Below are 23,509 nucleotides of genomic sequence, written 5' to 3' on the forward strand. Positions count from 1 at the left end.
GCCCCACCGTTGCGGGAACGCGGCAGGCCCGCCTCCACTCCATCCCATGCTCTGGACCGATTGATCACAGCCGCCTGATGTCACCCCTTTGTGGGACTTATGTCCTGTTCTGGAGGAGACCAAGGAGCAACCGGTTCGGCTCACGGTGAGCGGAGGGAGGAGAAAACCGGGTGCGCGGAGTCCGGAGCGGCGGTCAGGGAGAAGTAGGCCTCCTCCTCCTGGTCGAAGTGGAGCACCAGGACCGCGTACAGGCCGTAGAGGCAGGCACGCAGGTCGTCGAGTTGTTCGGGACGGAGCCCTTCCGCTCCGGTGAGGGCGAGGTGGCCGTCCAGGCGGCGGATGAGGCGTTCGATCTCCGCGTGCGCCCTGCTCATGGTCATCGTGACCTCCGAACCACCCAGTGCCTGCCCCATGGCCGGGTACAGTCGTCTCTCCTCGGCGCGTTCGTGGGGCAGCAGGCGTTCGGTGAGGAAGTCGTGGACCTCCCGCAGCCGGTCGAGAGCCACCTCCGGGGGGCTCTGGCCGAGCCGGTCCGCCGTCTCACGGATCAGTTCCAGGGGTGGCCTCAGCGAGGAGTGCTCCATCTCGAAGCGGCGCAGCAGGGACTCGGTCTCCGCGTCGACCACCGTTCTGGTCCCCCTGGTGGGACGCAGCGCCCGCAGCGCGTTGAGGATCACCGTGACGTCGATGGCCTCCTGCAACAGGGCACCGGCCGCCGGAGGCAGTGCTCCGGCCGCGGCCACAGCCATGGCCAGCAGCGACAGTCCCATCCCCGCGGCGGCGCTCTGTACGGCGATGCGGCGGGAGCGACGGGCCACGTCCATGGCGTCGGCGAGCCGGTCCAGGTGGTCGGTGGTGAGCACCACGTCGGCGGCCTGGGCCGAGGCGGCCGACCCTCGGGCGCCCATGGCCACCCCGACGTCGGCGGCGGCCAGCGCCGGAGCGTCGTTGATCCCGTCGCCGACCATCACGGTCACCGCCTCGGCCACCTCCCTCCGTACCGCTTCCACCTTGGCCACCGGCGTCTGCTCGGACAGCACCCGGTCGACGCCGAGCACCGTGCCCACGCTCTCCGCGACCTCGGCCCTGTCTCCGGTGAGCATGATCACCTTTTCGATCCCGGCGGTGCGCAGCCGCCGCAGGGTCCGCGCGGCGTCGGCCCGTACGGCGTCGCGCAGCAGGATCACCCCGGCCGTCCGGCCGTCGACCGTGACCCAGACGGTCATGGCGCCGTCCAGCGTGGCCCTGGCCCGCTGGGCTCGTTCCCATTCGGAATCGGACCGGGCCGCCGCCTTGCCGACCTCTACCCGGCGTCCCCCGACCAACCCCGTGGTCCCGGTGCCCGGCTTCTCCTGCGCCTCGGTTGGTTGGGGCAGCGTGAGGCCGCGAGCATGAGCGGCGTCGACGATCGCGGCGGCGAGCACGTGGGAGGACATCTGGTCCAGCGCGGCCGCCAGACGCAGCACGTCGTCGGCCTGGACACCGGGGGCGGCCACCACGTCGACCACCTCGGGGCGTCCCGCGGTCAGCGTGCCGGTCTTGTCCAGGACAAGCGTGCGGGCCTGCCCCAGCCTCTCCAGTGCTCCCCCTCCTTTGACCACCACGCCATGACGCGCCGTACGGGACAGACCGGAGGCGATGGCGGCGGGCGCGGCCAGCAACAGCGGGCAAGGGGTGGCGACGACCAGGACCGCGACCGCCCGGACGGGATCTCCGGACAGCAGCCAGGCTCCCCCGGCCAGCAGCAACGTCGCGGGCAGGAACCAGGCGGCGAACCGGTCGGCGAGCCGCACCACGGGAGCGCTGCCCGCCTCGGCCTGCCGTGCCAGCCGTACCACTCCCGCATAGGCGCTTTCGGCCGCGATCCGGGTGGCCCGCAGGTCGAAGGCGGCACCGGCGTTCACCACGCCGCTGCGCACCCCCTGCCCGGCGGGGCGTTCGACCGGCAGCGCCTCCCCTGTCAGCGCCGACTCGTCCAGCGACGCCAGGCCCGCGGCGACCACCCCGTCCACAGGGACGGTCTCACCACTGGGGACCAGCAGCAGGTCACCGGGGCGGACCAGGCCGACGTCCACCTGGCGGGGCGTCCCGTCCTCGTAGCGACGCGCCGAGCGCGGAGCACGTTCGTACAGGCCGGTCAGGTCACGGCGGGCCCGGCGCAGGGAGTAGTCCTCCAGCGCCTGGCCGGTGGCCAGCATCACGCCGATCACCGCACCGGCGAAATACTCCCGTACGGCCAGCGCCCCGGCCAGGGCGAGCACGGCGATGGCGTCCACGCCCAGCCGGCGCTCGCGCAGCGCCGACAGCACCTGCCAGAGCGCGGGAAGCAGGGCCACCACCGTGACGGTCGCCCACACGGCGTCTCCAGCCGGGGACGCTCCGGCCAGATGGCACACGGCCCCGGCCGCCAGCCCGGCCACGGTGACCACCACGAACGCGGTGCCGCCGAACTTTCGCATGTTCTCAGCCTTCCCGCTGCGAACCGGCTCGCCCGGATCCGCCGGCCCGCACGGGCCCAGGACCGGATCGCCACCGGACAGTGAACGTGGTGCCGCGTTCCTCGGTGCCGCAGAGAGGCGCACAACGACCGGGTCCACCCTGCTGGAGGTATCGGCGGGACAGGAGTCCTCATGTACAAGCCCACGGTCAGATCAAGCGTCGGACGCGGGAGTGAAGGAACCCAGAGACGACAGACCTGCTATTTGGTGACTTTGGACCCGTTTCTCCATAAATCCCGGCGCGGTGAGTGTCACCGCGCATCCTGCACCCGGCTGCCTCTCCTTCCCAGCGGCCCGAAAGGCCCGTCGTCCTGGGACTTCCGGCCCTCACCTCCTCCTTTTCCCTGCGATGGAATGGAGGGCATGGCGGACCTGCGGCGGTCCGCCCCTTTCTCGCTGGGAGATCTCGATGACCGGACACATGACGACCCCGGGAGACCTGGGCCGCCGGGTGAGCAGACGGCGTGAAGACCTGGGGCTGACCCGCGACCAGCTGGCCGACCACGCCGAAATCGACGCCCTGTACCTGGCGTACCTGGAGGAGACGCCCGCCGCGCCGTCGGCCGAGACCGTGCGCAGGCTGGCCACCGCTCTGGGCGTCGGCGTCGCCGAACTGCTCGGTGGGACGGTCGATCTGCCTCCCGGCCGGGGCCGCCCCACCGCGGGTCCCCGCCTGAACAGGCTCGACCCCGCCGAGTGCCTGCGGCTGATCGCTCCCGGCGGCGTGGGCAGGGTCGCCTTCAACGAGCCTGAGGGGCCGGTGGTCCTGCCGGTCAACTACGCGGTGCACAACGGTGCCGTGGTCTTCCGCACGGCCTTCGGCGGCCCGCTCGACGGCAATCTGCGCACCGGCGTCCAGGGGGCCGAGTTCAAGGTCGCCTTCCAGGTCGACCGGATCGACGAGGCCGGCAGAGAGGGCTGGAGCGTGCTCATCCGCGGCGGTCTCCACCACGTCGTGACCGGCGACGAACAGGCGGACGCGGAGACCTCCGGCGTCCAGCCGTGGGCGGGCGGCGACCGCGAGCTGTACGTCTCGATCACCCCCGCGGAGATCAGCGGGCGGCGCATCCAGCACGTCCTGTGAGGCCGCACGACCGTCTCGTGGCCGGTGATCCACCACGTGCGCGATCCTCCAATGATCGGTCAGCCCTGATGGCGGCGGCGCGCGCCGCCGTACCGTGCGAGTGAGGGGGTGCGCCATGCCGTTGCCCGCGGTCGTCGACCTTGGGCGGATCGCCGCGGTGGTCTTCGACACCGACGGGGTCGTCACCGACACGGCCGGGGTGCACGCCGCCGCGTGGAAACAGGTGTTCGACCCCTTCCTGCGTGAACACGCCGACCGATCCGGGGGGCGGTTCCGGCCCTTCGACGCCGGTGGGGAGTATCTGCGTCATGTCGACGGCAAATCCCGCCGCGACGGGGTGGAGGACTTCCTCCGCTCCCGGGGCATCGCGCCGGACCCGGAAACGGTGGCCGACCTGGCCGCGCGCAAGGACGCCTTCTTCCTGGCCGAGATCCGCAGGAACGGTGTCGCCGCCTTCCCCTCGACCGTCGAGGTCGTTCGTGAGCTCCGGCGTCGTGGGGTGCGTACGGCCGTCGTCTCGGCGAGCCGTAACTGCGCGCGGGTGCTCCGCGCGGCGGCGGCCGACCACCTGTTCGACGTCCGAGTCGACGGTGTCGAGGCAGCTCGGCTGGGACTGGCCGGAAAGCCCGACCCCGCGCTGTTCCTGAAGGCGGCCGGGGAACTTGGAGTGTCGCCGCGGCGGACGGCGGTGGTCGAGGACGCCCTCGCCGGGGTGCGGGCGGGCAGGCGGGGTGGGTTCGGCCTCGTCATCGGCGTCGACCGGCACGGCTCGGGGGACGCGTTACGGGCGGCGGGAGCCGACATCGTCGTCGGCGATCTGGCGGAGCTACGACTGGCCGGGAGAAGCGGTGAACCCTTGGCTCCTCATCTATGACGATGACGATCCCGCCTCCGAGGGACTGCGGGAGGCACTGACGACGCTCGGCAACGGCTACTTCGCCACCCGCGGAGCCGCACCGGAGGCGCACGCCGACGGTGTGCGCTATCCCGGCACCTACGTGGCCGGCTGCTACGACCGGCTCTTCTCCCGGGTCGCGGGCCGTACGGTGGGCAACGAGGATCTCGTCAACGTGCCGAACTGGCTGCCGCTGACCTTCCGCGTCGACGATGACGACTGGTTCGCCCCCGGCACGGTTGAGTTCCTCACCGCCCGCCGCGTTCTCGACATGCGTGCGGGAGTGCTGACCCGGCTGCTGCGTGTCCGCGACTTCCGGGGACGGATCACCCGGCTGGAGCAGCGACGGCTGGTCTCGATGGACGATCCGCACCTGGCCGCCCTGAGGACGACGATCGTCCCGGAGAACTGGAGCGGCACGCTCCGGGTCCGCTCCGCTCTGGACGGGCGTGTCGTCAACTCCGGGGTCGCCCGCTATCAGGGGTTGGCCGGTCGGCACCTGGTGCCGATCAGCTCGCACGCCGCCCACGGGGTGATCGGGTTGCTGACGCGTACCGCCACCTCTCGCGTGGAGATCGCCCTGGCCTCCCGCACCACCCTGACCGGAGGACGCGACCATGCCGACGGCGGTGTCTCACACGACGCCCGGAAGGAGTGGGTGAGCGACGAGCGGACCGTGGAGGTGGCCGAGGGCCAGGAGATCGTCGTGGAGAAGGTGGTCGCCCTGCACACCTCCCGTGACCGGGCCATCGCCGGGAGCGAGAGCGCCGCCAGGACCGCGGTGGCACGTGCGGGTTCCTTCGAGGCACTGCTCGGACGGCACACGCGAGCCTGGGATCGGCTCTGGCAGCGGGCTCACGTGACAGCCGAGGACGCCGACGTCCAGCAGGTCCTCAACCTGTACGTCTTTCACCTGTTGCAGACGGCCTCCCCGCACCTGGCCGAACTCGACGCCGGGCTTCCCGCTCGCGGCCTGCACGGCGAGGCCTACCGGGGACACGTGTTCTGGGACGAGGTGTTCGCCTTCCCCTTCCTGGCGCCGCGCTTGCCCGAGGTCACCGAGGCGTTGCTGCGTTACCGGTGGCGGCGGCTGCCCGAGGCGCGCTGGGCCGCGCGTGAAGCCGGGTACACCGGGGCGATGTTCCCCTGGCAGAGCGGCAGCGACGGCCGGGAGGAGACCCCCCGCCTGCACCTGAACCCCCGATCGGGCCGCTGGCTGCTCGACCACTCCCATCTGCAGCGGCATATCGGCCTGGCCGTGGCCTACAACGTCTGGCGGCACTACCTGGCCACCGGGGACACCGCCTTCCTGGCCGGCTTCGGCGGCGAGCTGCTGGTGGAGATCGCCCGGTTCTTCGCCTGCCTCGCCGTGCGGGAGGGAGATCGGTACTCCATCCGGGGCGTGATGGGGCCCGACGAGTACCACGACGGCTACCCGGACCGCGCCGAGCCCGGAGTGGACAACAACGCCTACACCAACGTGATGACCGCCTGGCTGATGCGCCGCGTCCTGGACATGATCGCCCTGGTCGGAGCCGGAAGGGTGAGCCAGGAGGAGGTCGACCGCTTCACCGCCATGGCCGCACGGATGCGGGTGGACTTCCACGACGGGGTGATCAGCCAGTTCGAGGGCTACGACGCCCTGAAGGAACTGGATTGGGCCTCCTATCGCAGGAAATATGGTGACATTCGACGGCTTGATCGCATCCTGGAGGCCGAGGGAGACACTCCGAACCGGTACAAGATCTCCAAACAGGCCGACGTGCTGATGTTGTTCCACCTGCTGGGCTCCGACGGGCTTGGCGAGGCGCTGACCGGCCTGGGCCACACGTGGAATTCCGCGATGGCGGCACGCACCGTGGACTACTACCTGACCCGCACCTGCCACGGTTCCACGCTCAGTGCGGTCGTGCACGCCGGGGTCCTCGCCCACGTACGTCCCGGCGCCTCCCAGCCCTTCCTCGTCGAGGCGCTGAACAACGACGTACGGGACCTGCAGGGCGGAACCACGGCGGAGGGGGTCCATCTGGGGGCGATGGCCGGGGTGGCCGTTCTGTTCGAGAGGCCCTGAGCACCACCGGCTAGCGCATGTGACCGTCAGGGCCGCGCGGCTCCACTCGGCAGGGGGCCGGTGTGGCTGAGCCGGGACGCCCGGCGCCGCGCGTGGTGGGCGTGTCCACGGCGCCGGACGGCGGGCCCACCACCCTCCGGGAACGCGGAGAACACCTTCTTGGCCGGCTCGACCAGGACCAGGTAGCCGACGACGACCGGCCCTGCCACCAGGGCACTTCGGCCCTAGGATCCGGCGCGGCGGTGGCGGAGGCTGCTGGTATGAGGCGAACCGTCCCCGACGAATGCGATGTCCTGTTACGTGAAGGTGGCATCGCCCACATCCGCCCCCTGCGTCCCGGCGACGGGCCGTCCCTGCACAGGCTGGTCGACAGGTCGTCCGGACGCTCGGCCTACCTGCGGTTCTTCACCGGAGGCAAGGCCGGCGCCCACGCCTACATGGACCGCGTCACCGAACCGGACCACCCGGGCCGCGTCCTGGTCGCCGCGGTGGACGGCGGCCTGGTGGCGGTCGCGGAGTACGTCCCCGGTCAGGACGGCGACGCCGAACTCGCGATCCTGATCGACGACACGATGCACCACCGTGGCCTGGGCACCCTGCTGGTCGAGCACCTGGCGCTGGAGGCCGCCGACGAGGGCGTGCGCGAGCTGGTCGCCGAGGTACTGGCCGACAACCGCCCCATGCTGCGAGTGCTGGACGATCTCGGACTGCCCACCCGGCGGGCCTTCCTCGACGGGACGGTGGAGATCCGGATGGATCCGCATCCCACTCCGGGCCTGCTGGAGCGGATCGAGGAACGCGCCCACGAGGCGACCTCCGCCTGCCTGAAGCGGCTGTTCCACCCGGAGTCGATCGCGGTGATCGGCGCGGGACGCGCCCCGGGCGGGATCGGCCACCGCATCCTGCGCAACATTCTCGACGCCGGCTTCTCCGGCCCCGTCCACCCGGTCAACCCGCACGCCGACAGGATCCTCGGCCTGCCCGCGTACGCGACCGTGCGGCAGGTGCCCGGCCCGGTCGACCTGGCGGTCGTCGCCACCCCGGCCCGTACCGTGCTGGAGATCGCCCGCGACTGCGCCGGCCACGGCGTGCACGACCTCGTCGTCGTCACGGCCGGATTCGCCGAGGCGGGTGAGACAGGTATGGAAGGCGAGCTGCTGAGGATCTGCCGTGAATCCGGCATGCGTCTGATCGGCCCCAACTGCCTCGGTGTCGCCGACACCGGGGCCCATCTCAACGCCAGTTTCCTGCCTCATCCTCCCGCTCCCGGGCGCCTGGCCCTGATGTCGCAGTCGGGCGCGGTCGCGGTCGCTCTGATCGACCGGGCCAACGCCCTGGGGGTCGGCCTGTCGGGCTTCGCCTCGGTCGGCAACAAGGCCGACGTCAGCGGGAACGACCTGCTGGAGTACTGGGAGGACGACCCGGCGACCGACGTGATCGCCCTGTACCTGGAGTCGTTCGGCAACCCCCGCAGATTCGGCCGCATCGCACGGCGGGTGAGCAGACGCAAGCCGATCATCGTGATCAAGAGCGGCCGGGGCGTCTCCGGGGAGCGGGCGGTCCACTCCCACACCGCGGCCGCCGCCACCCCGGACGTCGCCGTCGACGCCCTGCTCAAAGCGTCGGGAGTCATCCGCGTCGACAGCGTCCAGGACATGCTCGACACCGCGCGCCTGCTGGGAACCCAGCCGCTGCCCCGTGGCGGGCGGGTGGCCGTCGTCGGCAACTCCGGCGGACCTCAAGCCCTGGCCGCCGACGCCTGCGAGCGGCACGGCCTGCTGGTTCCCGGGCTGTCGCCCCTCACCCGTGGACGCCTGCGTTCCCGGCTTCCTGCCTCGGCCGCCGTGGCCAACCCCGTTGATCTCACCGCCGGCGGCGGCGCACGGGATCTCGCCTTCGCCGTGGAGACCGTCCTGGCCGACCCCGACATCGACGCCGTCCTGATCGTCTACACCCCGCCGTTCGGCTCCGGACTGGCCGGCACCCGCCATGCCATCATCGCCGCGACCGCCACGACGACCAAGACCGTGGCCGCCTGTATCGCCGGGCACGACGGCCTGCTGGACGGACGGATCCCGTGCTACGCCTTTCCCGAACAGGCCGTGGGGGCCCTGCGTCACACGGTGGGGTACGCGGCGTGGCGCGCGAGGCCACAGGCCGCGCCCGCCAAGCCACCGGCGGCCGACACCGTCACCGCCCGTGGCCTCGTGGCGGCGGACCTGGCCCGCCATCCCGGCGGCCGATGGCTCGACCACGCCACCGCAGCCCGCCTGCTCGGCTGCTACGGCGTCCGTGTCATCGCCTCGACCAAGGCCGACGGCCCCGACACCGCCGCGGCGGCCGCCGAGTCCACCGGGCTACCGGTCGCGCTCAAGGCCACCGGGCCCGGCCTGGTGCACAAGAGCGACGTCGGCGGAGTCCGCCTCGGCCTCTCCACTCCCGGCGAGGTCCGCCACGCCTACCAGGAGATGGCCGAGGCCATCGGACCGGCGATGACCGGCGCGATCGTCCAGCCGATGGCCGAGCCCGGTGTGGAGATGATCATCGGTGGCGTCGCACACGAGTCCTTCGGCCCGTTGCTCATGGTCGGCATGGGCGGCGCCGCCGCCGAGCTCATGGCCGACCACTCCTTCCGGGTACCTCCGCTCGACGATCAGGATCCCGCTGCGATGGTCGCCGAACTGCGATGCGCCCCGTTGCTCTCGGGCTACCGGGGACGCCCCGCCGTCGACGTCGCCGCGCTCCGGGAACAGATCGCCGGGGTCGGACAGCTGCTGGACGACCTTCCGCAGGTGGCCGAACTCGACCTGAACCCGGTGATCGTCACCACGTCCGGCGCGCTCGCCGTGGACGTCCGGATACGGCTCGCACCCGCCGCCCCGCCGCCGTCGCCCTTCCGCAGGAGACTGCGATGAGCGACCGGACCTGCGGATCCGGTGGGAGGCGATGATGCGCGTCACCGTCAAGGACGTCATGACCCGGCGGGTGGTCTCGGTCACCGAGGGCACCTGCTTCAAGGACATCGCCGAGACGCTCCTGGAGCACGGAGTCAGTGCCGTACCGGTCCTGGACGGCGACGGCCACGTGGTCGGCGTCGTCTCCGAGGCCGACCTGGTGCGCCGGGAGCGGTTCCGCACTGGGTCGCCCCGGCCGGGGCGCGAGACGGCCCGAGACCTGATGAGCGCTCCGGCCGTCACCGTCCCGGTGGACGCCCCCGTGGTGACCGCGGGCCGCCTGATGGAACACCACGGCGTCAAGCGGCTGCCGGTGACCGACGGCCACGGTCATCTGGCGGGCATCGTCAGCCGCTGTGACCTGCTGAAGGTGTTCGCCCGTTCCGACGACGACATCGCGCGTGAGATACGCCGGGACGTGCTGTCCCGGTCGCTGTGGATGGACACCTCACGAATCCGTGTCGTCGTCGCCGACGGCGTGGTCACACTGAGCGGGAGGATGACTCTGCGCAAGGACGTCCGGCTCGCCGTCCGGATGACTGGGCAGGTCGACGGAGTCGTCGACGTGGTCGACGAGCTCACCTGGGACCGGGACAACACCGGCCCCGAAGGAAGACCCGAAGAGAGATAGGAGATCCACAGACCTTGGCCGATGGCCGGACGGGAACTCCCCCGCCCTCGCCCGCGAGGAAGCGCCGTCCAGACCGAGGCGACGTCACCACGTCCACGGAGTCCACCACCAGAAGATCGTCCCCAGCCACGACCCGACGTTTCTCCCGCGGAAGGTTCACGACCGGACCACGGCCACCGGGCAGCGGGCGTGGTGGAGCACGTCCCGGCTGACGGACCCCAGCACCGCCGAACCGACGGCACCCAGCCCACGGGAACCCACCACCAGCAGGTCGGCCTGCGCCGAGGCGTCCCTCAGAGCCGACACCGGGTGGGCGTAGGTCACCTCCGACACGATCTCGACCTCGGGGAACCTGTCCCGCCACGGGGTGAGCCGGTCGGCGAGCATCCGCTGCTGCTCCCGCCGTTCCCCGGAGAGGTCACGGACAGGCTCCGGCATGAAGGCGTGCAACGGAACCTGCCAGGCGTGCAGGGCACGCAGGGTGCATTCGCGCAGCCGGGCCTGCTCGAAGGCGAAGCCCAGGGCGGGCTCGCACTCCGGGGAGCCGTCGACGCCCACGACGACCTCGTCTCGCGGTTCGTTCTCCTCAGTCCTGACGACCACGATGGCGCCGGGCACGTGGCCCGCCAGTCGCAGGACCGCCGAACCCAGCAGCGCCTCGGCGAAGCCGCCCAGGCCTCGGTTGCCGATCACGAGTTCGACGGCCGAGGCGGCCCGCTCGCGCAGGGTCTCAGCGGGTGTTCCCCCGACCAGTTCGGTCGTCACGTCGATGTCCGGCCTGCGTTCCGCGGCGGCCTTCGCCGCCTCGGTGAGCACCCGCTCACCGGCGTCGGCCAGCGCGTCCTGCCATTCCGGTGGAGAGAACGCCGAGATCCCGTACGGCCAGCGTTCCACGACGTGCACGATCCGCACCGGCAGTCTTCTGCGTGCCGCGTCGTCGGCCGCCCACCGCACGGCGGCCGTGGCGGCGGATGAGCCGTCGGTGGCGACGACAATCGACTTGGTCATGTCCTTCCCCCTTTCCCTCTTTCATCGGACCGCGGGCAAACCGCCTCCTCCAGAGGCGATCGTCCCGATCCGGAAAGGACGTTCGCCCCGCCGTGGGTAGGTCACCGTTCAGACGCACCCCGGTATCAGCCGTACCGCGGTGACCTTGTACTCCGGGCACGACGTCACGGTGTCGGCATGGCGGGAGGTGAGAGTGTTCACCCCGCTGGAAGGGAAGTGGAACGCGCAGAAGACCTGGCCGGGCACCATGTCGTCACTGAGGTGAGCGGTCAACACGGCGCGGCCGTACCGGCTCCTCACCGTAACCGGATCCCCCTCCCCGAGGCCGCACCGAGCGGCGTCGGCAGGATGGAGATCGAGCAGATCAACCCCTTCCAGCTGAAGGTTGGCCGTACGGCGGGTCATGTTCCCGGAGTTGTAGTGCGCCCAGCGTCGTCCGGTGACCAGAACGAGAGGGTAATGGTCGTCCGGCGTCTCCCCCGGTGGGAGGTAGGGGCAGGCGGCCAGGTGGGCCAGGCCGTCGGAGGTGGAGAACCGCTCCCGATACAGGCTCGCCTCTCCCGGCCGGAAGGGATCCGGGCAGGGCCAGGGGACGGCGCCCTCACGGTCAAGCCGTTCGTGGGAGATCCCCGCGAAGAGCGGCGCCACCCGGGCGCACTCGGCCAGCGCCTCGGCCGGCGTCCGGCAGCCGAGGTCCACGCCGAGGGCGGAGGCGAGAGCGTGGACCGCCGCGAAGTCGGTCCTGGCGTCTCCCGGAGGATCCAGAGCGGGGCGGACCCGCTGGAAGCGGCGGTCGAAGTTGACGAAGGTGCCGTCCTTCTCCAGCCAGGCCGCGGCCGGCAACACGACGTCGGCGTGGCGGGCCGTCTCGGACAGGAACAGCTCCTGGCAGACGACCAGCGGGCAGGTCTCCAGGGCTTCGGTGACCCGGACGGTGTCGGGGTCGGTGGCGCAGACGTCCTCCCCGACGATCCACAGGGTCCGCAGCGTTCCGGCGCGTGCGGCGGCGAACATCTCCGGGATGCGCATCCCGGGCCGGTCCGGAACCGGCGCTCCCCAGACGTCGGCGGCCCTGGCCCGGGCGGCGGGATCGGTCACCTTGGCGTAGCCGGGCAGCAGGTCGGGCAGCGCGCCCATGTCGGAGGCGCCCTGGACGTTGTTCTGGCCGCGCAGCGGGTTGATACCGAAACCGTGTCCGGTGCCGACTGCGCCACGCAGGATCGCCAGGTTGGCCAGGGCGCGGACCCCGTCGGTGCCGTGCAGGTGCTCGGTGACGCCCAGTCCGTAGACGATCGCCGGCCGCTCGGCCCGCCCGTAGAGTCGGGCGGCCTCAAGCAGGTCCCCGGCCGGAACCCCGGTGAGGGCGGCCACCTGGTCCGGTCCGTAACCGTCCAGCAGCGCGGTGAGCTCCGGCAGCCCGGCGACCCGATGGCGCAGGAAATCGTCGTCGACGAGCCCCTCGGCGAGCATCACGTGTGCCAAGCCGTTGAACAGGGCGACGTTGGAGCCGGGCAGCGGCCGCAGGTGTACGTCGGCGTGATGGGCCAGGCCGACGGTCCTGGGGTCGGCGACGATCAGCCGTGCCCCGTGCAGAACCCTCCGCAGCAGCCGCGCGCCGACCACGGGGTGGGCCTCGACCGGGTTGGCGCCCACCAGCAGCAGGCAGTCGGCTCCTTCCACGTCGTCGAGGCTGTCGGTGCCGCCGGACAGGCCGAAGGCCGCGGTCAGACCGGCCGCCGAGGGGGCGTGGCAGAGGCGGGAGCAGTTGTCGACGTTGTTGGTGCCGACGGCGACCCGCATGAACTTCTGGATCAGGTAGTTCTCCTCGTTGGTCGCCCTGGCCGAGGAGATCGCCGCCACCGCGTCGGGACCCCCTGCGGCGACGGCCTCACGTAGGCCACGAGCGACATGGTCGAGGGCCTCGGACCAGCTCACCGGTGTGAGGAGCCCGTCGCGGCGCAGCAGCGGCCGGATGAGCCGTTCGGACGCGTGAAGGAACCCGTGCGCGAAACGGCCTTTGACACAGGCGTGCCCACGATTGACCGGACCATCGTGGTCCGGCAGGACCGCGACGATCTCGCCATCGCGGGTGAGCACCTCCAGGGAGCATCCGACCCCGCAGTAGCCGCAGGTGGTATGGGTCCGTCCTGAGGTCCTTGCCCGGTCTCCCACCGGCAGACCGGGCTCGGTGAGCGCCCCGGTGGGGCAGGTGTCGACACAGCCGCCGCAGGAGACGCAGTCCGAGTCGGCCCATGATCCGCCTGTGCCGGGGGCGACCACCGTGTCTGCGCCCCGGCCGGTCAGGGTGAGGGCGAAGGTTCCCTGGACCTCGGCGCACATGCGAACGCACCGGCCGCAGGCGATGCACAGATCCCGGTCCAGGTGGACGTAGGGATGGGTGTCGTCACGCCCTCGTCCGCCCTGCCCCTGGGCGCTGTCCGGGGCGAGCCCCAGCTCGTGGCAGATCCGGGCCAGCTCGCCACCGTCCGCACCGCCGTCCAGGGCGCGGGGCGGCAAAGCCGAGACGATCAGCTCCACGGCGTCACGGCGCAGTCCTCGCAACTCGCCGGTGGTGACCTCGACTACGGCACCGTCCACGGCCGGAGTGACACACGCGGCCACCACGCTCCCGCCGGATCTCACCAGACAGGTACGGCAGGAGCCCACCGATGTCAGGCGGTCGTCGTGGCACAGCGTGGGCAACTCGCCCCCGGCGAGACGAACCGCGTCCAGCAGTGAGGCGCCGTCTTCCAGATGGACGGCGACGCCGTCGACGTCGACCCTCATCGGTCCCACTCCCCGAGCTCGTCCCCGTAGGCTCGGGCGAGGCTCCGTACCGCGGCGGGCACCCTGCGCCCGAAGGCGCACAGGCTCGCCTGGCCCATCACCCGCAACAGCCGTGTGTACTCCTCGGACGGCGTGCCGGATCCGGTGATCTCCAGGCCCCGGCGGGAGCCGACCCGGCAGGGGGAGCAGGCTCCGCAGCTTTCTGCGGCGGCGAACTCCCACACGTGCCGCAGCACCTCCCGCCCCGTCACACGCCGGTCGAAGGCGACAAGACCGGCGTGTCCGAGGGCGGCGCCGTGGCGGGCCAGATCGGCCTCCGTCAGCGGTACGTCCAGCCCGTCAGGGGGCAGGAATCCGCCCAGCGGGCCGCCCACCTGCAGTGCCCCCAGTTCGGCCCCCTCTTGCAGGCCGCCGCCCAGCTCGGTGACGATGTGGATCACCGGGGTGCCGAGCTCGACCTCGTAGCAGCCGGGCCGGGCGAAGCGTTCGGACAGGCAGACCAGCTTCGTGCCGGTTTCGGTTCGGGTGCCGCGGCAGGCGTAGGCGTTTCCGCCACGCCGTACGATCCACGGTACGGCGGCCAGTGTCTCGACGTTGTTGACCACGGTCGGGGCGTCCCACAGGCCCTGTCGCGTGGGGTAGGGCGGGCGGGACCGTGCACAGCCGCGGCCGCCCTCCAGCCCGGCGATCAGCGCGGTTTCCTCTCCCGCCACGTAGGATCCTGCGCCCTCGACGACCTCGACGTCCAGGTTCACCTCACTGCCGTGGACCGAGCCGCCCAGATGGCCGTCGGCGTAGGCTTGGCCGACCGCCGCCCGCATCCGGGTGAGCGCCTGCGGGTACTCCGAGCGCACCAGTACCACGGCGCGACGGGCTCCGCAGGCCAGGCAGGCCAGAGCCAGGCCCTCCAGCACCCGCGCCGGATCGGCTTCCATCAGCAACCGGTCGGCGTAGGAACCCGGATCGCCCTCGTCGCCGTTGGCGACGACCACCGTGTCGGGTGAGCCGCCCGCGGCGGCCCACTTGGCGGACACCGGGAAACCGGCACCGCCTCGTCCCCGCAGCCCGGAGGCCGCCACCTCGGCCAGAACCCGCTGTGCGGCTCCGGTGGCCACAGCCTCGGGCCACACCGTCCAGGGCTCTTCACCGGCGACGATCCCGGCGAGCGCCACCGGATCGCCGGTGACGTCCCGGGCCGGAATGGCGGGTGCCACGGGAGGCAGCCCCCCGGCCAGTTGCTCGGTGAGGGTGGGGCCGACGCATGGCGTGTCACCGTCGAGGCAGCCAGGACTCGCGTAGCAGAAGCCCAGGCAGCGAACCGCCTGCAGTGAGACGTCGTTCCGGCCGACGCCACCGACCGCGACGCCCAGGGCCTCCTCGACCTCGGTGAGCTGACGACCCGCCCGGGCGGCGAAGCAGGCCGCCGCGGCGCAGACCCGCACGTGGCGGCGGCCGCGCGGGGCGGCCAGGTCGGCGTAGAAGGTGGCCGACCCCAGCCCCGCGGCCGCCGGCAGCCCCAGGCGCCGGGCCACCCGCGGAGCCCACACCTGCGGGCCGTCCGGTGACCTCTCGGCGGCCCCGGCCAAAGCCTCCAGCAGCCTGGCACCGAGGTGCCCTCTTCGCCCCGCGAGCACACGAAAACCGTTGGAGCCGTTGAAACCGCCCATAAGTCCAGAATGGTTCCGCCGTATCCCGCCTCTCAGGGTCCATGGACCCGACGCGACGGGACCTTCGCCCCTCCTGCCCGATCCTGGTCCGGGTTCGACGGGCCAGGCCCTCCTACCAGGACGTGGGACCTTCGCCCCATGTCAAGAGTCCTTGGACCGCTACCGTGAACGCCCCCGGGAATCCGACGGTGAGAACTATGGAAAGTGCCGAGGTCAGGGATCTGGACCCTCGGGAACCCCTGTCCCGGCTGCGTCGGGAGCTCGGCACCGGTCCCGGAGGGCTGTCATCCCGGGAGGCGGCCCGCCGTCTTGCGGTGTACGGCCCCAACGAGGTACGCCGCAGACGGCACCGGTCGCTGCTCGACGAATTACTCGGTCAGCTGGTCCATCCTCTCGCCTTACTGCTGTGGACGGCCGGGGCCCTGGCCTACGCCGCGGGTACGGCGGTGCTGGCGGCCGCCGTCATCGCCGTCGTCGTGTTGAACGCGGTGTTCGCGCTGTTGCAGGAACGGCAGGCCGAGCGGGCGGTCGAAACCCTCGCCCGCTACCTGCCGCAACACACCCGTGTGACGCGAGATGACCAGGAGGTGTCGATCGAGGCTCGCGGGGTGGTGCCCGGAGATCTCGTGCTGCTCGGTGAGGGCGACAGGGTTCCCGCCGATCTGCGCCTGATCGACGGCACCCTTGAGGTGGACATGTCCATGCTCACCGGTGAGTCCATGCCGGTGGCCCGGACGGCCGACCCGTCGCGGGAGGGCGCTCCTCTGCTCAGTGAGCCCAACCTGGTCTTCAGCGGAACCACCTGCGTCGCCGGAGAGGCGACGGCGGTGGCCTTCGCCACCGGTGACCACACCGAACTGGGTCGCATCGCGGTGCTCAGCCAACGCACCGTACGAGAGCGCAGCCCGCTGGAGACACAGGTGAGACGAGTCGCCTGGCTCATCGCCCTGGCCGCCGTCGGTATGGGAGCGGTGTTCCTCCTGGCGGGCGTCGCCTCGGGGATGTCCACGGTCGCCGCGCTGACGTTCGCCATCGGCCTGCTGGTGGCCAACGTACCCGAAGGACTGCTGCCCACGATCACCCTGGCACTGGCCGTCGGAGTGCGCGCGCTGGCCCGCGACGGCGCCGTCGTCAAACGGCTGAGCGCGGTGGAGACGCTCGGATCCACCGCCGTCATCTGCACCGACAAGACCGGAACCCTGACACGCAACCGGATGCGCCTTGAGGCGGCGTGGACCCCGCACGGCACGGTCGACCGCTCGTGTCCGCACCCTGCCGGTTTCGAGAGGTTGGCGGCCGCGACGACCGAGTGCACCACGGTCGCCCGCACCCCTGACGGCCTGGCCGGGGACCCGACCGAGATCGCGCTCGTCGAGGGCGCCGACTGGCTCGGACACCCCGCTGACCTGGACGGTCGCGACAAACGCCGCCGGGCGCTGTTCAGGTTCGACCCGCTCCTGAGGTTGATGTCCGTCGCGACCGATCATGTGGTCTACGTCAAGGGGGCGCCCGAGGCCGTACTCGCCCGTGTCCCGGACTGCGACCGGGAACACGTGATGGCCGAGGTGGCCGTTCTCGCCGGACGTGGGTTGCGCGTCCTGGCCGTGGCCGCCCGTACGACCGGTCGCGCCCCTGAACGCCGTGAGGACGCTGAACGGGACCTGCGGCTGATCGGCCTGGTCGGCCTTGACGATCCGCCCCGCCCCGAGGTGGCCGGGGCCGTGGAGCGCTGTCACCGGGCCGGACTGCGCGTGCACATCGTGACCGGTGACAACGGGATGACCGCCGCCGAGGTCGCCCGCGAGGTCGGCGTCGGCCACCCCCGCCTGTGCGTCGTCGCCGAGGCCGAACACGTCCATGATCACGAACTGGACGAACTGCTCACCCGCGACCAGGAGATCGTCTTCGCCCGTTCGTCGCCGGAGACGAAACTCCGCATCGCCGACGCCCTGTGCGGCCAGGGACAGATCGTGGCCATGACCGGAGACGGGGTGAACGACGCCCCCGCGCTGCATCGGGCGGACATCGGGGTCGCGATGGGCCGTTCGGGCACCGATGTCGCCCGGGAGGCGGCGACGATGGTACTGACCGACGACAACTTCGCCACCATCGTGACCGCCGTGGAGTCAGGGCGTCGGGTCTACGACAACGTGCGCAAGTTCATCCTGTACATCTTCGCCCACACCACTCCCGAGGTCGTGCCGTTCCTGATCTTCGCCCTCAGCGGCGGCGCGGTGCCGTTACCGCTGACGGTCCTGCAGATCCTGGCCATCGACCTGGGCACCGAGACACTCCCGGCCCTCGCCCTGGGCCGTGAGCCCGCCGAGCCCGGCATCATGAACCGTCCGCCCCGCCGCCGGCAGGAAGGCGTGATCACCGCTGCCATGCTCGTGCGGGCCTGGGTTTTCCTCGGTCTGATCTCCGCGACCCTGGTCATGGTGGTGTTCTTCCTCATCCTGTGGCGGTCCGGCTGGTATCCGGGCGCCCCGACCGGGCCGGGCACGGCCCTGAATCACGCCTACGTCCAGGCCACCACCGCGACGTTCGCCGGGATCGTCATGTGCCAGGTCGGCACGGCCTTCGCCGCCCGCACCGAACACGCCTCCCTGCGCGGGATCGGACTGTTCACCAACCCGCTGCTGCTGTGGGGAATCGCCTTCGAGCTGGCCTTCACCGCCCTGGTCGTCTACGTTCCGCCTCTGCAACGTGTCTTCGGCACGGCGATGCTCCCGCTCGACGTCGTTGCCCTGATCACCCTGTTCCCGTTCGTCGTGTGGGGGAGCGACGAGTTCCGTCGCCGGCTCGTACGCCGCTCGGCAGCGGCCCGCGACCGTGTTCGACCGATGAACGGTTCCACCGAGGAATAGCCGAATTACCTGGAGAAATGGGACCTTAGCCACTGTCGATCATCGCGTGCGGTACCGACAGTGGAGAAGGTGGGTGTGCGCATGTGAGACACGGCCATGACAGTCAAACGCAAGGCGTGGACCATCCCACAGCGGGAGCCGTCGCGCCGGATGCTGCGCGCCCGGCGGTTCGAAGAGCGCTGCGCCGAACCGTACAGCGGCAAGGAGATCCGGCACCCGGCTCGGCATCGCGATCACCACTTCGTCGAACGGAGTTTCAGATCATGGAAGCCAAGCAGTGGGCCGTACAGATCCACATCACCGAGGAAGGCGACGAGACCCTCGCCAGAGCGGTTCTGACCACCAGGGACACCCACGACCTGACCGGGGTCGGCCGGGCACGCCGCAACCCGGTCGACGAGCCGGTGGCCGAGATCGGCGACGAGCTCGCTGTCGCCCGCGCGCTGGCCGACCTGGCGGCAAGACTGCTCAACGTCACCTCGGACGACATCGCCCAGTTCACAGGCTCCGCCTCGTAACAGGTCTCGTGGGGCGCGACCGTCCGAACAGGGAGGTTCGCGGTCGTGGCCACCGGCCCGCCGGGTCCGTGTTCCAGCGTGACACGGACACAGGGTGGAGGGGACGGCAGGAAGGGGACCGTCATGTCAAACCTCGGTATCGCAATCGTGCGGCAGTACGAACGCGGAGTGGTGTTCCGGCTCGGCCAGGTGCGGGCGGTTCGCGAGCCCGGGCTACGGTTCATGATCCCGCTGGTGGATCGGATGCGTAAAGTGAGCCTGCGCACCGTGACGATGCCGATCGCCTCGCAGCAGATCATCACCCGCGACAACGTCTCCATCGGAGTCGCCGCGGTGGCCTACTTCCGCCGGGTGGACCCGGTGAAGTCGATCGTGGAGATCGAGAACGTGCAGGACGCGGTCAGTCAGATCGCCCAGACGACCGTCCGCAACGTCGTCGGACGCTCCCTGCTGGATCAGGTGCTGACCGACACCGAGACGCTCAACGAGTCCATCAAGCAGATCCTCGACCGGATCACCCAGCAGTGGGGCGTCTACGTGCTGCTCGTGGAACTCAAGGACATCGAGTTGCCGCAGTCGATGCAGAGGGCGATGGCCCGCGAGGCCGAGGCGGAGCGCGAGAAGCGCGCGAAGATCATCGCCGCCGAAGGAGAGGCACTGTCGGCCGGAAGACTCGCCGAGGCCGCCGACGTCATCGCCGCCCACCCCATCGCACTGCAGTTGCGTAACCTTCAGGTGCTGAGCGAGATCGCCGTGGAACACAACTCCACCATCGTCTTCCCTGCCCAGTTCCTCACCCGCGCCCGTGAACTGTCCGACTTCGTCGCCGCCGAACGCGACAGGATCGCTCCCCGTGCACTCAAGACCTGGCGCGGCACGGAACAGCACAAAACCACGAAGGCGGGCACGCCATGGACACAGGGGACGGGCTCGCGAACCACCTCACATCCAGGTTCCTGAAACCCGGACCCATCCCGGGAGGTCAGCATGGGGCAGAACCACAACGGCACCGTGAAAATCGTCTGGCACGGTGGTGACCGCTTCGACATCCACATGCGGCAACACATCGTCCGCGTCGACCAGATCAGAGACTTCGGCGGCGGCGACACCGGCCCCGACCCGGTCGAACTGCTCGCCGGAAGTCTCGCCGCCTGTGCCGCCCAGCGCGCCGAACGCTACCTTCACCGCTGTGAACTGCCCGCCGGCGTCACCGTCACCGCCCGCTACGAGCTCGCCCTGCGTCCCGCACGCGTCAACCGGATCGAACTGGTCGTCGAAGCTTCAGGCGTACCTGCTGGGCTACGGGACTCCTTCATCTCGGCGATCGAGCACAGTGCCGTGTACAACTCGCTGCGAACGCCACCGGAGATCGCCTTCCGGCTTCACATCACGGAGGACCTGTCCACGCCGGGGCACGCGTAGCCCACAGACCACCGTACTTTCCGAAAGCCGGTAAGAACCGAGAGAGGTAAGGATCATGAAGGCGCAAGTAGGAGACCGGTTGATCGTCGAGAGCACCCACGTGGGCGAGCCACGACGTATCGGCCTCATCACCGGGCTACACCACTCTGACGGTACGCCTCCGTACGACGTCCACTGGCTCGACCAGGAACACGAGGTCATGTTCTTCCCCGGCCCGGACGCCCACGTCGAGCACGAGGAAGCGAGGACCGAGAGCCCCTGACCGCCTCCCGCCACGTGGCTCTTCTAGCCTGCCACGGTCACGAGGGACCTCCCGTCGTGCGCCCGCCGGGGGCGCGCTCCGCCTGAGCAGCTCGATCACCTGCTCGTCGGTGGTCTGCGTGAAGTCCCGTACCATGCCCCGAGCCCGCGAAGACAACCGGGGATCCGCCGGCAGATCACGTCATCGGAGACCTCACGCAGGCCTGCGATCGTGTCCGGCGCCCCACGGGAACCGCCGGCACCACCCGAGAGGCTCCCCGGGCCCGAGTGACCTGGCAGGCCGCCCTGGCCGTCCCGCCGGTGGCCACACCGTCGTCCACCACGATCACCGTACGGCCCGCCGGATCCAGCGAGACGCGACCGTTCCGGAAACGTCGCACGCGACGAAGAAGTTCGGCCCGCTCGTGTTCCTCCGCTGGCGTCAGTCTCGCTGGCCGCACGATCTCTGATGGGGGACACGCCCTACACGCGGGTGGAATCGTGTCAGTGCCCCATCACCGGTCGTGCTCCCGCCGGGAGCGGCAGGTGCTCGCGGATGAGCAGCCCGCTCGCAACCAGCACCCACAGGCCCACCAGCGCCCCGGGAACGTAGCCCACGATCGGACCATCGGGTGCCAACGCACCTCCTGTGACTCCCACCGCGAACGCCGACAGCACATTGACCGCGGCGACGACGACGGCGAACCAGGCCATCCAGACGGGAAAGACCCGTGTGCGCAAGATGGCCGCCGCGGAGGCTCCGAACGGTACGGCCACCGCGATCCCGGCAACGGTGCCCATCGCGGTCAGCGCGGTGTACGGCCCCGCGGCGACCTCCAGAAGGCCGCGGTACATGGTCAGCGCGTACGCGATTCCGGCGAACAGCGCCACGCCGATGAACCCGAGCACGCACATGAGCACATACCCGGCAAGCACCAGCGCGGGAGCGTCCCCCGTCTCGTCCGCGCGGCGGAAGGCCGTGGCGAGTGCGGCCCCGAACCACAGCAGCAGTGCGATCGCGATGGCGTACAGCAGTGCTCCGATCAGGATCTGAACGCGGTACTGCGGAAAGTAGCCGGCGATCACCGCCGCAGGATCGGTGACCCTCGGCACGTTTCCCATCGTCAGCCGTCCGGCGATCATGAACACCAGCGCGGTGATCCCGGCCAGCCCGCCCCAGCGGAACTCATGACCTTCCTTCACGTCAATCACCCCCGCTTTCCACCATCCGCCATTCCCACCGTCGCTTCCAGGGACGAAGGTCCCTTCCACCCGCTGTGCCCTTGCTGGGAGGCATCGGCTCGGTGGACCGACCGGAGGTGAACACACCGGCCCCGCCGAAAGGTGAGGCCGCGGGCATCTGACGAAACTTCGACGACCGTGCCGGTACGGCGGCGAGGTCCTTTAGCGCGTCGCGTCGTACTGTGGGCGGAGCGGATCTCATCGCGCCGCAGCGTCGGGCCGCCGTACCCGCGAGCGGCCGGCCATATCCTGGGTCGTCCCCGTGTCGGCGGCCGACCCTGCCTTGATCGAACGGACGCGGCACGAACGGTGCCACCTGTTCCGATCCAGCCTCAGATGAGGGGGACGCTCCAGGTCAACCGGGTGCCGCCCTCGGAAGGGGAGCTGATCTCGAAGGAGCCGCCGAACCGCTCCGCGCGCTCGGCGAGGTTGCGCAGCCCGCTGCGCCTGCTGTCGGCTGGAAGCCCGGCCCCGTTGTCGGTCACCACCAAGGTGAGCCGGTCCCCCGTCGCCTCAGCGCGCACGTCGGCCTTGGTCGCCCTGGCGTGCCGTACGACGTTGGACAGCGCCTCCCGCAGGACGGCCAGCAGATGCTCGGCCGGCTCCGGCCCGACCCGGGTGTCCAGCGGGCCCTCCATCTCCAGGCCCGGCATGAACCCCAGGTGGCCGCGGGCGCCCTCAACCAGTCCCACGATCTGCGTGCGCAACCCCGCCTCGCCGTCCTGGTGGGGCGTCTGCAGGGCGAAAATGGTCGAGCGGATCTGCCGGATGGTGCTGTCGAGTTCGTCGATCGCGTTCTTCACGCGTGAGGAGGCCTCAGGGTGCTCGACCAGCCGCACCGTGCTCATCAGCGTCATGGCCACCGCGAACAGCCGCTGGATCACCACGTCGTGCAGATCGCGGGCAATCCGGTCACGGTCCTCGAGGAGACCGAGCCGCTCGGCGTCCATCCTGCTCTCGGCCAGCTCCAGGGCGATCGCAGCCTGCGCGGAGAAAGCGTGCAGAGTGCGCAGCTCGACCTGGGTGAACGGGATACGACCCGACCGTTTGCCCAGCGACAGCACCCCGCGTACGGCTCCCGCAGCCCCAATCGGCACCGCTGCCACCGGCCCCAACTCGGCATATTCGGCAATGGCCACCGCTGCCCCGGCCTCGTCGAGCGTAGTGACCATGAGTGACTCGCCGCTGCTGAAAGCCCGCCCTGCCAAGGAATCGGTGACCTCCGCCTCGACATGGGCCACCTGATCACTTGTCAGCCCATCGGCGACGGCCACCCGCAGGACCTGTCCGGTGTCGTCAGGCAGCAGCACCGCCACAATGTCGGCGCCCGCCATCTGCCTGGCCCGCCGCGCGATCAGGGTCAGCACCCGCTGCGGGTCGGCCCCGGACAGCAGGCTGGTCGTCACCTCGGAGGAGGCCTGCAGCCACACCTCCCGCCTGCGGCTCTCCTCGTAGAGCCGGGCGTTCTCGATGGCCACACCGGCGGCGGTGGCCAGCGCGACCACGATCGCCTCGTCTTCCTCGTCGAATGCCCCGCCGCCGCGCTTCTCGGTGAGGTAGAGGTTGCCGAAGACCTCCTCGCGGACCCGGATCGGCACCCCGAGGAAGGAGCCCATCGGCGGGTG

At 70.8% G+C, this 23,509-nt stretch carries 18 protein-coding genes; 10 read left to right on the top strand and 8 right to left on the bottom strand.

Translation table 11 applies throughout. The features are described from left to right. Positions 1–140: 140 nt before the first annotated feature. Positions 141–2,459: a heavy metal translocating P-type ATPase gene (locus tag ABZ463_RS15060; RefSeq protein WP_352011745.1), complete on the bottom strand. Its 2,319-nt coding sequence runs from the start codon at positions 2,457–2,459 to the stop codon at positions 141–143. Positions 2,460–2,907: 448 nt separating this feature from the next. Between ABZ463_RS15060 and ABZ463_RS15065 the strand changes: the two genes are divergently transcribed. From ABZ463_RS15065 to ABZ463_RS15075, 3 genes are all read left to right on the top strand, one after another. Beyond that, on the top strand, positions 2,908–3,582 hold the full coding sequence (locus tag ABZ463_RS15065; protein ID WP_362776372.1) for a pyridoxamine 5'-phosphate oxidase family protein: 675 nt from the start codon (positions 2,908–2,910) through the stop codon (positions 3,580–3,582). 115 nt (positions 3,583–3,697) lie between these two features. After that, entirely contained in the window at positions 3,698–4,456 is a 759-nt protein-coding gene (locus ABZ463_RS15070) for a beta-phosphoglucomutase family hydrolase (protein ID WP_362776374.1), read from the top strand. Beyond that, positions 4,431–6,548, top strand: coding sequence for a glycoside hydrolase family 65 protein (locus ABZ463_RS15075; protein WP_362776376.1), 2,118 nt, complete (start codon positions 4,431–4,433; stop codon positions 6,546–6,548). The genes ABZ463_RS15070 and ABZ463_RS15075 overlap by 26 nt, the downstream gene beginning before the upstream one ends. 26 nt (positions 6,549–6,574) lie before the next feature. Here ABZ463_RS15075 and ABZ463_RS15080 read toward each other — a convergent pair whose 3' ends face one another. Continuing rightward, positions 6,575–6,757 (bottom strand): hypothetical protein, encoded by a 183-nt coding sequence (locus tag ABZ463_RS15080; protein ID WP_352011741.1) that lies wholly within the window; start codon positions 6,755–6,757, stop codon positions 6,575–6,577. A gap of 51 nt (positions 6,758–6,808) precedes the next feature. Here ABZ463_RS15080 and ABZ463_RS15085 point away from each other — a divergent pair, with 51 nt between their 5' ends. Together ABZ463_RS15085 and ABZ463_RS15090 are read left to right on the top strand one after the other, a co-directional pair. After that, on the top strand, positions 6,809–9,463 hold the full coding sequence (locus tag ABZ463_RS15085; RefSeq protein ID WP_362776379.1) for a GNAT family N-acetyltransferase: 2,655 nt from the start codon (positions 6,809–6,811) through the stop codon (positions 9,461–9,463). A gap of 34 nt (positions 9,464–9,497) precedes the next feature. Beyond that, entirely contained in the window at positions 9,498–10,133 is a 636-nt protein-coding gene (locus ABZ463_RS15090; protein WP_362776384.1) for a CBS domain-containing protein, read from the top strand. 156 nt (positions 10,134–10,289) lie between these two features. Here the strand turns inward: ABZ463_RS15090 and ABZ463_RS15095 are convergent, their stop codons facing one another. From ABZ463_RS15095 to ABZ463_RS15105, 3 genes are all read right to left on the bottom strand, one after another. After that, complete coding sequence (locus ABZ463_RS15095; protein ID WP_362776387.1) at positions 10,290–11,141, bottom strand: universal stress protein; 852 nt, start codon at positions 11,139–11,141, stop codon at positions 10,290–10,292. A gap of 108 nt (positions 11,142–11,249) precedes the next feature. Next, complete coding sequence (gene fdhF / locus ABZ463_RS15100; RefSeq protein ID WP_362776389.1) at positions 11,250–13,928, bottom strand: formate dehydrogenase subunit alpha; 2,679 nt, start codon at positions 13,926–13,928, stop codon at positions 11,250–11,252. After that, positions 13,925–15,595 carry an NADH-ubiquinone oxidoreductase-F iron-sulfur binding region domain-containing protein gene (locus ABZ463_RS15105; protein ID WP_362776391.1) on the bottom strand — a complete coding sequence of 557 codons (1,671 nt, stop codon included), beginning with the start codon at positions 15,593–15,595 and terminating at the stop codon, positions 13,925–13,927. Before ABZ463_RS15105 ends, fdhF begins: the two co-directional genes overlap by 4 nt. Positions 15,596–15,792: 197 nt before the next feature. Here ABZ463_RS15105 and ABZ463_RS15110 point away from each other — a divergent pair, with 197 nt between their 5' ends. The 5 genes from ABZ463_RS15110 (at position 15,793) to ABZ463_RS15130 (ending at position 20,664) form a co-directional block, all read left to right on the top strand. After that, a complete protein-coding gene (locus ABZ463_RS15110) occupies positions 15,793–18,462 on the top strand; it encodes a cation-transporting P-type ATPase (protein WP_362776393.1) in 2,670 nt (889 codons plus the stop codon). A gap of 263 nt (positions 18,463–18,725) precedes the next feature. Then, positions 18,726–18,980 (top strand): dsRBD fold-containing protein, encoded by a 255-nt coding sequence (locus ABZ463_RS15115; protein WP_362776395.1) that lies wholly within the window; start codon positions 18,726–18,728, stop codon positions 18,978–18,980. A gap of 123 nt (positions 18,981–19,103) precedes the next feature. Beyond that, on the top strand, positions 19,104–19,940 hold the full coding sequence (locus ABZ463_RS15120) for a slipin family protein (protein ID WP_362776397.1): 837 nt from the start codon (positions 19,104–19,106) through the stop codon (positions 19,938–19,940). A 27-nt stretch (positions 19,941–19,967) separates the two neighbouring features. Further along, complete coding sequence (locus ABZ463_RS15125) at positions 19,968–20,402, top strand: OsmC family protein (RefSeq protein ID WP_362776399.1); 435 nt, start codon at positions 19,968–19,970, stop codon at positions 20,400–20,402. A gap of 55 nt (positions 20,403–20,457) precedes the next feature. After that, the gene (locus ABZ463_RS15130; RefSeq protein ID WP_362776401.1) at positions 20,458–20,664 is read left to right on the top strand and encodes a DUF1918 domain-containing protein; all 207 of its coding nucleotides are present in this window, start codon (positions 20,458–20,460) and stop codon (positions 20,662–20,664) included. A gap of 175 nt (positions 20,665–20,839) precedes the next feature. On the opposite strand, the gene ABZ463_RS15135 is transcribed toward ABZ463_RS15130, so the two are convergent. From ABZ463_RS15135 to ABZ463_RS15145, 3 genes are all read right to left on the bottom strand, one after another. Next, positions 20,840–21,103 carry a phosphoribosyltransferase family protein gene (locus tag ABZ463_RS15135; RefSeq protein ID WP_362776403.1) on the bottom strand — a complete coding sequence of 88 codons (264 nt, stop codon included), beginning with the start codon at positions 21,101–21,103 and terminating at the stop codon, positions 20,840–20,842. Positions 21,104–21,146: 43 nt separating this feature from the next. Then, complete coding sequence (locus tag ABZ463_RS15140; protein ID WP_362776405.1) at positions 21,147–21,845, bottom strand: hypothetical protein; 699 nt, start codon at positions 21,843–21,845, stop codon at positions 21,147–21,149. 371 nt (positions 21,846–22,216) lie between these two features. After that, the coding region (locus ABZ463_RS15145) for a GAF domain-containing sensor histidine kinase (RefSeq protein ID WP_362776407.1) at positions 22,217–23,509 on the bottom strand (1,293 nt) is incomplete at its 5' end.

It is taken from the genome of Streptosporangium sp. NPDC020145 (assembly GCF_040631275.1).
Classification (GTDB): Bacteria; Actinomycetota; Actinomycetes; order Streptosporangiales; family Streptosporangiaceae; genus Streptosporangium.